We start from the raw sequence: 13,815 nt of genomic DNA on the forward strand, positions 1-13,815 counted from the left end.
CGGGTGCGACCCACGGCAAGAGCATCCTCCGCGTCGCCTGACAGTACGGCACGCACCAGGATGGGCCGTCGGTCCTCAATTCTGACTGACTGGCGGGAGCGCAGGCGAGGGCGCCTCGGGATTCACGTGGGATCCGTCGGCCTTTCGCCGGCATTGAGGGGTAGAACAGGCTTCCCCCAACGCAGGCTCCCCGTCTGCGCCGCAACCATAGCGAGGCAGCGCCCACAGCCGGGGATTCCCTACCTGACCGGGGATCCACAGCTGGGCCGCTGTCCGGCATCAAGACGTCTTTGTCCTGGAGCCCGCTGGCCCGGCTCGAAACCGGCCGGCCGGACTGACGGCATCGCCGCGCAGAAGCCTCAGGTCCGGGCGCCGTTTGCCGCCTCGGCGACAGCCTCTGTCGTCGGCACCTTGGTCAGGTGCCGACGGTGAGCAAGGCTGAGCGGTCGCCGGGCGAGACGCTGTCGGCGATGAGATCGTTCAGCGCGTGCAGGAGCGTCTGCGGGATATGCCCCTCGCCCGTGTACGGCGTGTGGAGCTGGAGTCCGTCCCACAGGGCGGTGAACCACGCGGCCTCCGTCGCCAGGTCCGCGTCCCCGCGGACGAAGCCCTGCCTCTGGAGCGAGCGGAGTTCGGCGGTGAGGGTGTCCAGCACGCGCGTGTACCGGTCGGCGAAGTAGGTGTGTGCGGGGTGGCCGGGGCTGGTCGCCTCGCACAGGAGCGCGGAGTAGAGGGAAACCGGCTCGGGAACGGTCTCGTTGTATGCGGCCCGCCGGTAGACGTTTGCCACCTTGTCGTACGCCGTGACGGGCGTGATGTATGCCTTGTCCGCCTCGCGGCCGAAACGGTTGAGGACCGCACCCAGAAGGGCTTCCTTGGAGTCGAAGTAGTACAACAGCGTGCCGTGGGCCAGGTCCAGGCTCGCGGCGACGGAGCGAAGGCTCGTGCCGTGGTAGCCGTGCCGGGCGAACGCCAGAGCCGCTGCGTCCAGGATCTCGTCCACCCGGTCCAGGCCCTGCGTCCGCGCCGCTGCCCCTTGCGACGGTGCCGTAGGCGCGATGCCGGCCCGGGGGATCCAAGCGGCCGGATCGGGAGTCGTCGGTGCCATGCGGTCCAGTAGATCGCCATGGATCCGCACCACGTCAGCGGGCGAGACCCGCTCGGGAAGATAGGCGTGGAGTACCTGAAGGCCGTCCAAGGCCGCGCCGGGCTCGGACGCCCGCCCGAGCCCGGCTGCCGTGAACAGTTCCTCCCTGGCCCGCAGCCGCTCCCGGACGTAGGAGCGGGCGGCATGATCGGCTGAGCGTGCCTCCCCGAGCAGCTTCAGATACAGCCGGCCCAGGCTCCGGTCGCCGTGCAGTGCGTCGGCGGCCAGCTCCTCCAGCACCACGCGCGGGGCAGCCCCCGCGGCCGGCGTCGGAAGGGGGGCACGGGCGTCCGTCCGCCGAAGGAGCGCGAGAAGAACGTCCTCCTTCGAGGAGTAATGCCGCAAGATCCCCGCATGCGTCATACCGAGACGCTTGGCCAGAGACCTCAGCGTGGTGGCACCGAAGCCGACATCGCCGAACTCGTCCTGAGCCGCGTCCAGGATCTGCTCACGGCGTTGGATACCCCTGCGGTTCGGTGTGCCGCTGATGTGTGGCACCGGTGCCGCCCTTCCCGTGGATCCCCCGATTTCCAGATCTTGAGGCTAGCAGTCCTGACTTTGTAACCGCCTGGCCAACAATTGTTACCAGTCGGTCAACTTCGTGGTAGAAACCACGTCCCATCACGGATGGCACTCCCGCCGCTGACGGAGAGGGACGCCCATGTCGCACCCATCACCCGCCATCGAAGCCACCGCGTCCGCGCCGAAGCCGCGGGTGGACCGCAGGCTTGCCAGTTCGCTCGGCCTCGCGCAGTTCGGGGGGTTCCTCGTCTGGGGCTCGGTCCCGACCGTTCTGCTGGCTCGCCACCTGGAAGACATCGACCCTCGCCCAGCCCGCTTGGGGGCTTTCTCGGACCGCACGCGCAGCCGGCTCGGTAAGCGGGCCCCCTACCTGCTGGCTGGAGCGTTCATCGGCGCACTCGCGCTGTTGGCCACGGCGATGGCCGACGCCGTGCTTACGATCAGCGTGGCCTGGTGAGTCGCGAAGGTGTCGGTGACCGGCGCCGGCGGGATCCTCGCCGCGGTGCTTCCCGACCGTGTGCCCGTGGCCACACGCGCAGTGGTGTCGGCCGTCGTCGGTTTCGGCAGCATGGCCGGAATGCTGGGCGGTCAGGTCACGGCGGCTCTGCTGGTCCCGCACGGGAGGCCCGTGCACTACCAAGGGGCGATCCAGCACGACTGGCACAGGGCCCATGTGGGTGTGAATGCCCGCGCAGATCGAGGCGTTCACCTCGGTGCGGATCGACACGTGCGAGAACCTGATCGACTGCGAACACCGGAGACATCGCGGATGCGGCAGGTGCTGGACACTGAGCGGTGACCGCGCTCCGGGTGGTGGCTCCGGTGCGTCGAAGGCCCGGTCCGCCTTGCCGCGCAGCGCTCGCCGGGCTCATCCGACGTGGACACGGGGGCGGCGGGCCCGGTCGGGTTCGGCCTCGCGGAGGACCTCGCGGGTGACGGGGGCTACCTCGCCCTGGCCGAAGAGGAAGAAGCGCAGGAAGTTGGTGAAGGGGTTGCCCTCGGTCCATTCGAAGTAGATGTGCGGCGTGCAGCCGGTGGTGTCGCGGACGTGCAGGAGCAGGGCAGCCAGGGCGTTGGGGACGGAGGAACTCTCCAGGGTCAGGACGCGGTAGCGGCCGTGCAGGACTTCGCCGTGTACGTTCAGGCCCGCTTCGAACTCCGAGGGGTCGAGCACTGTGACCTCGACGAAGACGAAGTCCTCCTGGGCCGGGACGTCGTTGTCATGACGGATCTGCTCGATCTTGTCGCGGTACTCGGCGATGTCACGGTTGTCGGGCTCATTGGCGATGAACCGGATCCTGCGACTGGCGACGTCCCGCACGAAACGCTCCGCCACGTCGTCCATGGTCACGTTGGTGACCCGCAGCTCGAAGGCGCGAGCGAGCCGTGAAAGCAGTGAGACGAGGATGATCCCGGCGATGAAGCAGGCACCGATCTTCACGCCGTCCGGGCGCTCGATGACGTTCACCACGGTGGTGTAGAGGAAGATCGCCGAGATGACGGCAAAGGCGATGGTCCAGTGGCGCTGGCCGGCCTTGCGCGCGGCGATGGTGACGGCGATGGCGGCGGAGCTGATCAGCACGAGGACGCCGGTGGCGTAGGCGCCACCCTGGGCGTCGACGTCGGCGTCGAAGATCCATGTGACCAGGAATGCCACCAGGGTGAACACGATCACCATCGGGCGCACGGCGCGCGCCCAGTGCGGGGCCATGCCGTACCGGGGCAGGTAGCGGGGCATCAGGTTGAGCAGGCCGGCCATGGCGGAGGCGCCGGCGAACCACAGGATGGCGATGGTGGAGACGTCGTAGACCGTGCCGAAGACGTTTCCGAGGTACTCGTGCGCCAGATACGCGAGTGCGCGGCCGTTGGCCCGGCCGCCCGACTCGAACTCCTTCTCCGGGATGAGCACGGTGGTGATGAAACTGGTGGCGACCAGGAACACGCTCATGATCACCGCGGCGGTGGTCAGCAGCTTCTTCGTACCCCGGATACGGCCGGTGGGCTTCTCCTCGGTGTCGTCGGGGTCGCCCTGGACGTGCGGCATGACCGCCACGCCGGTCTCGAAGCCGGACAGGCCGAGGGCCAGCTTCGGGAAGACCAGCAGCGCGACGCCGACCATGGCGAGCACGTTGCCGTGCTCGGTGGTCAGGGCGTCGGTCCAGTCGGTGACCACGTGAGCGGCGGTGGCGACGTGCCACAGCCCCACCACCACGACGACGACGTTGAGGGTCAGGTAGATCCCGACCAGGACGACGGCGACGCCGATGGCCTCCAGGAAGCCCTTGAGGAACACCGCCCCGAGCAGTGCGACCAGCAGCAACGTGATCAGCATCTGCTTGTCGTGCAGCGCATCGGTCAGGTGTGGGTTCTCCACCAGGTGGGTGGAGGCGTCCGCCGCCGACAGCGTGATGGTGATCAGGAAGTCCGTGGCAGCGAAGCCGAGCAGCGTCAGGACGAACAGCTTGCCCTTCCAGAACGACAGCAGCCGCTCCAGCATCGCGATCGATCCCTCGCCCCGCGGGCTCTCCTCGGCTACCCGCCGGTAGACCGGCAGCGCGCCCGCCAGAGTGACGATCACGAGCACGATGGTGGCCACGGGGGACAGCAGCCCGGCCGCAAGGGCGGCGATGCCCGGCTGATAGCCCAGCGTGGAGAAGTAGTCGACGCCGGTCAGGCACATCACCCGCCACCACCGCTGCCCCTTGTGTGCGGGCACAGGCTTGGCATGCGGCCCCTGCTGGTGCCCGGCCATGTCGGACAAGCCCTCCAGCATCCACGCGCGCAGGCGACTCGTAGGAACGTGGGCGGGGGTGGCCATCGGTGTGCTCCTGGCGTATGGCGAAGCGAACGGTTCCGGCCATCAAGGAGACGGCCGCATCAGCGTACGCAAGGAGTGATCCACAGCCGAGGGCTGCCCCGCACCGAGGAGAAACGTGTCCGCTCGCCCACCACGACCGTCCTCCGGCGCATGAGAACGCTGCACCGAGGTCACCGTGAATTCGCTGGCCTCAGGGCCCACGGGCGGCGCGGGCATTTTCACCCGACTCGCTGACGACGACCCGCACAAGGGCCTCAGCGACATCGCCCCGCTGGGCCGGCTCGCTGCTCCCGATGAATGGCGGCTCCAGTAGCTGAGCAACGAATGGCTCACCGGGCACCGTTGATGTCCGAGAATCACCACCGGCGTCGCTCGCGGCAAGCATCCTGGCGGCAGGATCTGAGATCCGAGGACTGGATCTCGCCTGTGCGGCCTGCACGAGTCATCGCAGTCCGCCGAGGACGCGATACACCCCGCGGGTGCCCTTGAGGGCTCCGGGCCGGTGTCGTCGAGTGGAACGGCTGTGAGGGGCGCACCATGGAAGGGCGTGAGCACGACATGGGGGTGACCTGGGCAGGAGTCCGCCGGTGGCACGTGGACGGTTGCGGATCTACCTCGGGGCCGCCCCCGGGGTCGGGAAGACGTACACGATGCTTGCCGAGGGGCAGCGGCTGCGTTCACGGGGCGCGGATGTGGTCGTCGGCTTCGTCGAGCCGCATGGGCGTCGGCCGACAGCGGCCATGGCCGACGGTCTGGAGACGATTGCCCGGCGTACGTTGAGCCACCGCGGTGCGCTCTTCACCGAGATGGATCTCGACGCGGTGCTGGCCCGCAGTCCCCAGGTCACGCTGGTCGACGAGCTGGCCCACTCCAACGTTCCGGGGACGCGCAACGCCAAGCGATGGCAGGACGTGGAGGAGCTCCTGGCCGCCGGCATCGACGTCGTCACCACGCTCAACGTCCAGCACCTGGAATCCCTCAACGACGTGGTACGGCAGATCACGGGGGTCGCTCAGCGGGAGACCCTGCCCGACGAGGTGGCCCGCCGGGCCGACCAGATCGAACTGGTCGACCTGCCACCGGAGGTGCTCCGCCGCCGCATGGTCCATGGCGACATCTATCCGCCGGACCGCATCGAGTCCGCCCTCACCCACTACTTCCGGGTCGGCAACCTCACCGCCCTGCGCGAAATCGCCCTGCTGTGGCTCGCCGACCGGGTGGAGGAGGGGCTGCAGCGCTACCGCGCGGAACACGGCATCGTCGCTCCCTGGGAGACCCGGGAGCGCATCCTGGTGTCCCTGAGCGGCGGGCCGGAGGGCGCGACCCTCATCCGCCGTGCCGCGCGGATCAGCGCTCGTACCCCCGGCACCGAATTGCTGGCCCTCCACGTGGTCCCGGAGGACGGGCTCACCCGTGACGACCCGGCGGCACTGGACACCCAGCGCACCCTTGTGGAATCGCTCGGCGGCACCTACCACCAGACCTCCGGCGAGGACATTGTCGACGCCTTGCTCCAGTTCGCCGAGGCGGAGAACGTCACCCAGATCGTGCTGGGCGCGAGTCGGCACGGTCGTCTCGCCTCCCTCCTGAGAGCGGGTGTGGGAGAGCGGACGATCAAGGGGTCCGGCCCCATTGACGCGCACATCGTCACCCATAGGGAGGCAGCAGGGTCTGCTGTGGTGAGGATTCCGCATCCGATCCGTGGCACGGGCCCAAGACGGTACTGGGCCGCGCTGGCCGGCGCCGTGATGCTGCTGCCCGTACTGACGCTCCTGCTGACCGCGTTGCGTGGCCATCTCGACCTCTCCAGCGACCTGGTGATCTATCTGCTCGCCGTCGTCGTGGTCGCCCTGGTCGGCGGGCTCCACCCGGCGCTGTTCGCCGCGGTTGCCGCAGCACTGCTCGCCGATTACTACTTCACCGCACCGGTGCACTCGCTGGCCATTGAGCGACCGGACGAGATCACCGCGCTCGTGGTCTTCATCGCCACAGCCGCTCTCGTCGGCACGGCAGCGGGAACGGCTGCACAGCGTACGTACCAGGCCGTACGCGCGACATCGGAGGCGAGGGCGTTGAGCCGCCTGGCCGCAGCCATGATGCGTGGCCAGGATCTGACGGCACTGGTGGAGCAGATCCGGGAGAACTTCGGCCTCAGTGCGATCAGCCTGCTCGAAAGGGATCCGGAGGCATCCCCCGTGCCCCGCTGGTACGTGGTCGCCAGCGCCGGGGAGCGGCCGCCGGAGAAGCCCTACGAGGCGGATGTGGAAAGCCCCGTCGACGAAAATCTCACGCTGGCTGCTCGCGGCTCGGGACTGAGCACGGAGGACCAGCGCGTCCTCGCCGCATGCGCCGCCGAATTGGGGCTGGCCCATGCCCGAGGGCGGATCGCCGGGCGTTCCGGCGGCACGGACACCTTCGCCGACGCCGAACGCACCCGGGCATCCCTGCTTCTCGCGGCAGGCCGCGATCTGCGTGCTCCGCTGCACACCGCTGAAGCGGCGCTCGTGCGCTTGCGGCGTCGACGCGCCGGCGCGCCTGCCCGGGAGGAGGCGCAGTTGTTGGACGCTGCCCGCGCGGCGGTGCACCGTGCGGCGCAGTTGGTCACCGATCTCGACGATGTGAGTCGTCTGCACGCCGGGGCACTCGATCTCTACCTCCGCCCGGTCGACCTCAACGAGGTGCTGGGCGCTGCCTTGGACGACCTCGGGCCCGGCGGCCATTCGATCGTTCTACATCTGCCGGAACAGCTGCCCGATGTGATCGCGGACGCTGCTCTCCTCACCCGCGCCCTGACCGCCCTGGGGGCCGACGCATTGCGTCACAGTCCGCCGGACCGGCCCCCCGTCTTCACCGCCGAGGTCCGGGCCGGCCGCGTGAGGATTCGGGTGGAGGACGGCGTGCCCGTCCGAGGTCCGGAACTGGGCGCTGCGGCCTCCGGGGCTCCGGGTACCAGGGCCGACAGCCTGGCTCTGCGGCTGTCGCGCGACTTGGCCGAGGCCATGGACGGGACCCTGGAGACGACCACTGAGGGCCCCGCCTTCTCGGCGATGCTCACTCTTCCCAGTTCCGCGCCCGGCGGCAGCGCGACATCGGGCCGCGTCGAGTGAATCCCCGCACTCCACCGTCATCCCATCGGCGCACAGGGCGGCAGGGCATTCTCGAAGTCAACTGATATAGCGTCAGAAACGATTCAACCTCGTATTCCAGATCAACCCCCCTATTCCAACCGGGAGGGCTGAACAAGCCTGCCCCTGATGACTCTGCGGGGTGCCTCGCGCATGCCGGACGTCGCGTCCATCGGCCTCACGGTAGTGGTGTTCGTCCTCATCGGCCTGGCCGCCAAGGGGGTCGGACGCCTGTGAGCGTGGAAAACATCGTCGGCTTGATCGTTGCCGCGTGCCTCGTGATCTACCTGGTCATCTGCCTGATCTTCCCCGAGAAGTTCTAGGAGTAAGCCCGGATGAACGACACCCTCGCGGGATGGCTCCAGGTACTCGCCCTGGTGGTCGCGCTAGGTCTCTCGTTTCGCCCGCTGGGCGGCTACATGGCCCGCGTCCTGACCACCGATCGCCATTGGCGGGCCGAACGCCTGATCTACCGGGCAGGCGGAGTGAACGGCGACGCCGACCAGAAGTGGTCGGTCTACCTGCGCAGCATCCTGGCCTTCTCCGCAGTGTCGGTACTGTTCCTGTACGCATTTCTGCGCCTGCAGAACCATCTCCTGCTGTCCCTGGGAATGAAGCCGGTCACCACGGACCAGTCGTTCAACACCGCGGCATCCTTCGTCACCAATACCAACTGGCAGTCGTATTCCGGCGAGTCGACCATGGGCCATCTGGTCCAGATGGCGGGCCTCGCGGTGCAGAACTTCGTCTCCGCGGCCGTGGGTATTGCCGTCGTGGCCGCGCTGATCCGGGGCTTCAGCAGGAAGAAGACCGATCGCGTCGGGAATTTCTGGGTGGACCTGACACGGATTGTGCTTCGCGTTCTGTTGCCCCTTGCGTTCGTCTTCGCGATCGTTCTGGTGGCCGCCGGTTCCGTTCAGAATTTCCATGGAATCCACGACATCACCACCATCGCAGGCGGGCACCAGGGGGTGACCGGGGGCCCCGTCGCCTCCCAGGAGGCCATCAAGGAGCTTGGCACCAACGGCGGTGGTTTCTACAACGCGAATTCCGCGCACCCCTTCGAGAACCCCAACGCCTTCACCAACCTGATCGAGATCTACCTTCTGCTGGTCATCGCGTTCTCGCTGCCGCGGACCTTCGGGACGATGGTCGGCGACAACCGACAGGGCTACGCGATTGTTGCCGTGATGGCATTGATCTGGGGCGCATCGGTCGCCGTCGTGACCGCCAACGAACTGCACAGCGTCAGCAGCACGGCCGGTCACGCGGCCGGCGGAATGATGGAGGGCAAGGAGACGCGGTTCGGGATCTGGGCCTCGGCTCTGTTCGCCGTGTCCACCACCCTTACGTCGTGCGGAGCGGTCAACTCCTTCCACGACTCGTACACGCCGGGCGGCGGCGGAATGACGATCTTCAACATGATGCTGGGGGAGATCGCGCCCGGCGGCACCGGCTCCGGGCTCTACGGGATCCTGATCCTGGCGATCGTCGCGGTCTTCGTCGCTGGACTGATGGTCGGCCGTACGCCCGAGTACCTGGGCAAGAAGCTCCGGGGCCGGGAGATGAAGTTCGCCTCGCTCTACATCCTGACCACGCCCGCACTCGCGCTGGTCGGTGCGGGGCTGGCGATGGCACTCCCGGGGGAGAGGGCCGCCATGCTCAATCCCGGGCCGCACGGATTCTCCGAGGTCCTGTACGCCTTCGCGTCGGCTGCGAACAACAACGGCTCGGCGTTCGCGGGGTTGAGCGTGAATACCGTCTGGTACAACACCACACTCGGTGTGGTCATGCTGGTCGGCCGGTTCCTGCCGATGGTGTTCGTCCTCGCGCTCGCCGGCTCGCTCGCCGGGCAGCAGCCCGTTCCGGTCACCGCGGGCACCCTGCCCACTCACCGGCCGCAGTTCGTCGGGCTGTTGACCGGAGTGATCCTCATCGTTGTCGGTCTGACGTACTTTCCCGCGCTCGCACTCGGCCCCCTCGCGGAGGGTCTGCGCTGATGTCCACGACCACCAATCCCGCTCCCACCCCGCCGCGCGCCGGGCGTCAGCAGCACCGGGTCTCGGGCGGACTGCTCGATCCCAAGCAGCTTCTGACGTCCTTCCCCGACGCCCTGCGCAAGCTGGATCCGCGCTCGATGGTCCACAACCCCGTCATGTTCGTGGTGGAGGTCGGGGCGGTGCTGACCACGCTGTCGGCCATCAGGGCGCCCAGTGTCTTCGCCTGGGTGATCACGGCATGGCTCTGGCTGACGTCGGTCTTCGCCAATCTTGCCGAAGCCGTGGCCGAGGGGCGCGGCAAGGCCCAGGCGGAGACTCTGCGCCGCTCCAAGACGACGACAATGGCCCGCCGTCTCAGCGGCTGGCGGCCCGGCGCGACCGACGTCGCAGAGGAGGAGGTTCCGGGCGTCGGCCTCCGTCTGGGCGATCACGTCGTCGTCGAGGCCGGGCAGACCATCCCCGGCGACGGCGATGTGGTCGAGGGCATCGCGAGCGTCGACGAATCGGCCATCACGGGCGAGTCCGCGCCGGTGATCCGTGAGTCGGGCGGCGACCGGTCGGCGGTCACCGGAGGCACCAAGGTGCTCTCGGACCGGATCGTCGTGAAAATCACCTCGAAGCCGGGGGAGACCTTTATCGACCGGATGATCGCCCTCGTGGAGGGGGCCGCGCGGCAGAAGACGCCGAACGAGATCGCGCTCAACATCCTGCTGGCATCCCTCACGATCATCTTTCTGGTCGCGGTGGCGACTCTGCAGCCCTTCGCCATCTTCGCGGGGGCCGAGCAGCCCATCGTCATCCTCGTCGCCCTCGTGGTGGCCCTGATCCCCACGACGATCGGCGCGCTGCTGTCGGCGATCGGCATCGCGGGCATGGACCGGCTCGTGCAGCGCAACGTGCTGGCGATGTCCGGGCGCGCGGTGGAGGCCGCGGGCGACGTCAATACCCTCCTGCTCGACAAGACCGGCACCATCACCCTCGGCAACCGCCAGGCCGCCGAGTTCCTGCCGGTGGACGGGGTGAGTGTCGAGGAGCTCGCGGACGCCTCCCAGCTGTCGTCGATCGCCGACGAGACGCCCGAGGGTCGCTCGATCGTCGTCCTCGCCAAGCAGCAGTACGCGCTGCGCGGACGCAGTGAAGGAGAACTGGCCCAGGCACAGTTCGTACCCTTCACCGCTCAGAGCCGGATGAGCGGTGTCGACCTCAACGATCCTCCGGAGAACCTGTCTTTGCGCAAGGGAGCGGCGACGGCAGTGATGCGTTGGGTCCGTGACAACGGCGGCCACCCCACGGCAGAGGTCGGCGCCATCGTCGACGGCATCTCCGCGAGCGGCGGCACCCCGCTGGTCGTCGGCGAGGTGACCCGGCACGGCGACGCGCCCGGCGCCCGCGTCCTCGGCGTCATCCACCTCAAGGACGTCGTCAAGGAAGGCATGCGCGAACGCTTCGACGAACTGCGCCGCATGGGCATCAAAACCGTCATGATCACCGGCGACAACCCGCTTACCGCGCGCGCCATCGCCCAGGAAGCAGGGGTGGACGACTTCCTGGCCGAGGCCACCCCCGAGGACAAGATGACCCTGATCTGCCGCGAACAACAGGGCGGCAAGCTGGTCGCGATGACCGGCGACGGCACGAACGACGCGCCCGCGCTGGCCCAGGCGGACGTCGGCGTGGCGATGAACACCGGTACCTCGGCCGCCAAGGAGGCCGGGAACATGGTGGACCTGGACTCCAACCCGACCAAGCTCATCGAGATCGTCGAGATCGGCAAGCAGCTGCTGATGACCCGCGGCGCGCTGACGACCTTCTCGATCGCCAACGACGTCGCGAAGTACTTCGCGATCATCCCGGCGATGTTCGCGATGGTCTACCCGGGCCTGGACAAGCTCAACATCATGCGCCTGCACAGCCCGACCTCGGCGATCGCCTCCGCGATCGTCTTCAACGCGCTGATCATCATCGCGCTGATCCCGCTCGCGCTGCGCGGCGTGCGCTACCGGCCGTCCTCCGCCGCGACACTGCTCAGCCGCAACATCTGGATGTACGGGCTCGGCGGGCTGGTACTGCCCTTTGTGGGCATCAAGCTGCTCGACCTCTTCATTCAGTTCATCCCCGGCCTGCGCTGACAGACGGCCCGAGAGAGAAGAAGGCGATCCCACGGTGCGCACCCACCTTCCCCCCGTACTCCAGCACCATCTGACCGCCTTGCGGATGCTGCTGGCGTTCACCGTGATCACCGGCATCGCCTATCCACTGCTCGTCACCGGCATCGCCCAGGCCGGTCTCTCCTACCAGGCCAACGGCTCCCTGCTGACGACGAACGGCACGCCGGTGGCCTCCAGTCTGATCGGCCAGAACTTCGCCCTGCCGAAGAAGAATCCCCAGGACGCGAAGGAGCCGCTGCGCCCCGACCCCAAGTGGTTCCAGCCTCGCCCGTCCGCCGGCGGCTACGACCCCGTGATCTCCGGCGCCTCCAATCTGGGCCCGAACAACACCGACCTGATCAAGACCGTCAGGGACCGCCGTGCCGCCGTCGCCGCCTTCGACGGGGTCCCGCCCGCGTCCGTCCCCGCGGACGCCGTCACCGCCAGCGGCTCCGGGCTCGACCCGGCGATCTCCCCGGCGTACGCCTACGAACAGGTCGACCGCGTCGCGAAGGCCCGCCACCTCGCCCCCGCCGAGGTCAAGAGGCTGGTCGCCCACCATGTCCAGGGACGTGTTCTCGGCTTTCTGGGTCAGGAACGCGTCAATGTCGTCGAACTCAACCACGATCTGGCCAGGCTGATGTGACCAGAATGTGGGGGTGCCGATGCGAGGGCGGCCGAGGCGAGACATACACCGGCGTGGGGGTGTGACGTGGACGTGGGGGCCGTGGCCGTACTTACGGGGATCGCCGCGTTCGGCGGCATGCTCGCCGTCCTTGTGGGGGCCTATGGCTTGCGTCAGGCACGGCGGGTGAGAGAGACCGGCGTGCGTGTCCAGGCGCTGGTCAAGCGACACTCGGGAGAGGTCCGTGAGGAGTCGGCCCCACTGCACCCGCTCCTCCAGTTCGTGACGGACAACGACAGGGTGATGGAAGTCGTCTGTCCCGTTCCCCCCACCCGGCGGCGCCCGTTCAAGGACGGTGACAACGTACTTGTCTCCTACGATCCGGCCGACCCGCGAAACGTCGTCGTCCACGGGCGGGAACGCTTGGGTCCTGAACGCGCATTCATCGCCGGGGGCGCCCTCGTCGTGCTGCTCTCGGTGACGCTGCTCGTTGTCGCGATTGCGGGCCGATGACAGATCTGGAGCGCTTCTGGTCGTCGCCTCTTGCGGTCGGCGTCCAACGAGTTGTGGCTGGGCGTCAGCAGTGCGGGCTGACCCGCAGCAGGGACATCGGCTCGGCCCGCGGCTCCGTGCCGTCGAGCGTGGGCGTGGCCGGCCGTGCCGAGTTCCGCCCCGACCAGGTTGGCCAGGGTCACCGCGACCAGACGCGCGGCGAGTGGGGGTGCCGCCCCGGGCGCGGGCCGGAGCATGAACCGGCCGTGGAAGCGTCCGTTGTGGAAGACCCGCAGTTCCAACTCCTCGCGGGGCAGACCTTCGCGGTCGGCGTTCCAGCGCCGGTGGTCCCAGGCAATGGTGCCCTCCTCCTCCAGACGGGGCGGCCGTCCGACGAGGGTGCCGTACTCGAAGCGGCAGCCACTCAACCTGAGCAGTCCCACGAGCTGCCGACACACATGGTCGATCACGATGTGCGGGCTGGTGGCGGTCTCGGCCAGCCGGGCGGTGTGGTGGATCTGTGCCAGGTGGTCGTCGTCGGTGAGGGCGATCACCTTCAGTTCCCGGGCCCGGGCTGCGACGGCCCGGCCCGGGAGGGGTAGACGTACATCCGGCCCGCAGACAGGCCGCAATGAGGCCCCCCGATGGCTCGCCGACCAGGTGCAGGATCTCGTCCTGGAGGAGCGGTGAGACGTGACGGGCCACGCCGTGACCTGGCCGGCCTGCACCGCGGGCCACCCGCGCCCCATGCGGCCGTCCCCTGAACCTGACCACGCCTTCTGGAGCTGCCTCAAACAGCCCGACGTGGACATACGCATCGGGGAGCATCCTGGCCGCAGCGGATGACGACCTGTCGGCCCTTGCTCCGGGAGCACCGACGCCATGGTGCCTGTCGCCCACGCTCCCCGGTAGTGCCGAGGGCGCCGGCAGGGGACGAAA

The 13,815-nt window shown here is 68.5% G+C and carries 11 protein-coding genes; 9 read left to right on the forward strand and 2 right to left on the reverse strand.

The genetic code is table 11. The annotated features are described in order from the left end of the window. Positions 1 to 415: 415 nt before the first annotated feature. On the reverse strand, positions 416 to 1,645 hold the full coding sequence (locus NRF20_RS42050) for a TetR/AcrR family transcriptional regulator (RefSeq protein WP_398629287.1): 1,230 nt from the start codon (positions 1,643 to 1,645) through the stop codon (positions 416 to 418). A gap of 163 nt (positions 1,646 to 1,808) precedes the next feature. On the opposite strand from NRF20_RS42050, the gene NRF20_RS42055 reads away from it, so the two are divergent. Beyond that, the gene (locus tag NRF20_RS42055) at positions 1,809 to 2,126 is read left to right on the forward strand and encodes a hypothetical protein (RefSeq protein WP_398629286.1); all 318 of its coding nucleotides are present in this window, start codon (positions 1,809 to 1,811) and stop codon (positions 2,124 to 2,126) included. Positions 2,127 to 2,537: 411 nt separating this feature from the next. On the opposite strand, the gene NRF20_RS42060 is transcribed toward NRF20_RS42055, so the two are convergent. After that, on the reverse strand, positions 2,538 to 4,487 hold the full coding sequence (locus NRF20_RS42060) for an amino acid transporter (protein WP_398629285.1): 1,950 nt from the start codon (positions 4,485 to 4,487) through the stop codon (positions 2,538 to 2,540). Positions 4,488 to 4,662: 175 nt separating this feature from the next. Between NRF20_RS42060 and NRF20_RS42065 the strand changes: the two genes are divergently transcribed. From NRF20_RS42065 to NRF20_RS42100, 8 genes are all read left to right on the forward strand, one after another. Beyond that, entirely contained in the window at positions 4,663 to 4,800 is a 138-nt protein-coding gene (locus NRF20_RS42065; protein ID WP_398629284.1) for a hypothetical protein, read from the forward strand. A gap of 274 nt (positions 4,801 to 5,074) precedes the next feature. Then, positions 5,075 to 7,594, forward strand: coding sequence for a DUF4118 domain-containing protein (locus NRF20_RS42070; RefSeq protein ID WP_398629283.1), 2,520 nt, complete (start codon positions 5,075 to 5,077; stop codon positions 7,592 to 7,594). A gap of 251 nt (positions 7,595 to 7,845) precedes the next feature. Continuing rightward, positions 7,846 to 7,935, forward strand: a complete 90-nt coding sequence (gene kdpF, locus NRF20_RS42075) for a K(+)-transporting ATPase subunit F (protein ID WP_093898595.1) — start codon at positions 7,846 to 7,848, stop codon at positions 7,933 to 7,935. 12 nt (positions 7,936 to 7,947) lie between these two features. After that, positions 7,948 to 9,612, forward strand: coding sequence for a potassium-transporting ATPase subunit KdpA (gene kdpA, locus NRF20_RS42080; protein WP_398629282.1), 1,665 nt, complete (start codon positions 7,948 to 7,950; stop codon positions 9,610 to 9,612). Beyond that, positions 9,612 to 11,741, forward strand: coding sequence for a potassium-transporting ATPase subunit KdpB (gene kdpB / locus NRF20_RS42085; protein ID WP_398629281.1), 2,130 nt, complete (start codon positions 9,612 to 9,614; stop codon positions 11,739 to 11,741). The genes kdpA and kdpB overlap by 1 nt, the downstream gene beginning before the upstream one ends. A gap of 34 nt (positions 11,742 to 11,775) precedes the next feature. Further along, entirely contained in the window at positions 11,776 to 12,405 is a 630-nt protein-coding gene (kdpC, locus tag NRF20_RS42090) for a potassium-transporting ATPase subunit KdpC (protein WP_398629280.1), read from the forward strand. Between the two features lie 117 nt (positions 12,406 to 12,522). After that, positions 12,523 to 12,897: a DUF3592 domain-containing protein gene (locus tag NRF20_RS42095; RefSeq protein ID WP_413754678.1), complete on the forward strand. Its 375-nt coding sequence runs from the start codon at positions 12,523 to 12,525 to the stop codon at positions 12,895 to 12,897. Next, positions 12,894 to 13,478 (forward strand): hypothetical protein, encoded by a 585-nt coding sequence (locus NRF20_RS42100; protein ID WP_398629279.1) that lies wholly within the window; start codon positions 12,894 to 12,896, stop codon positions 13,476 to 13,478. The genes NRF20_RS42095 and NRF20_RS42100 overlap by 4 nt, the downstream gene beginning before the upstream one ends. The last annotated feature ends 337 nt before the right edge of the window (positions 13,479 to 13,815 follow it).

This window comes from Streptomyces sp. R-74717 (assembly GCF_047305335.1).
Lineage (GTDB): Bacteria > Actinomycetota > Actinomycetes > Streptomycetales > Streptomycetaceae > Streptomyces > Streptomyces atratus.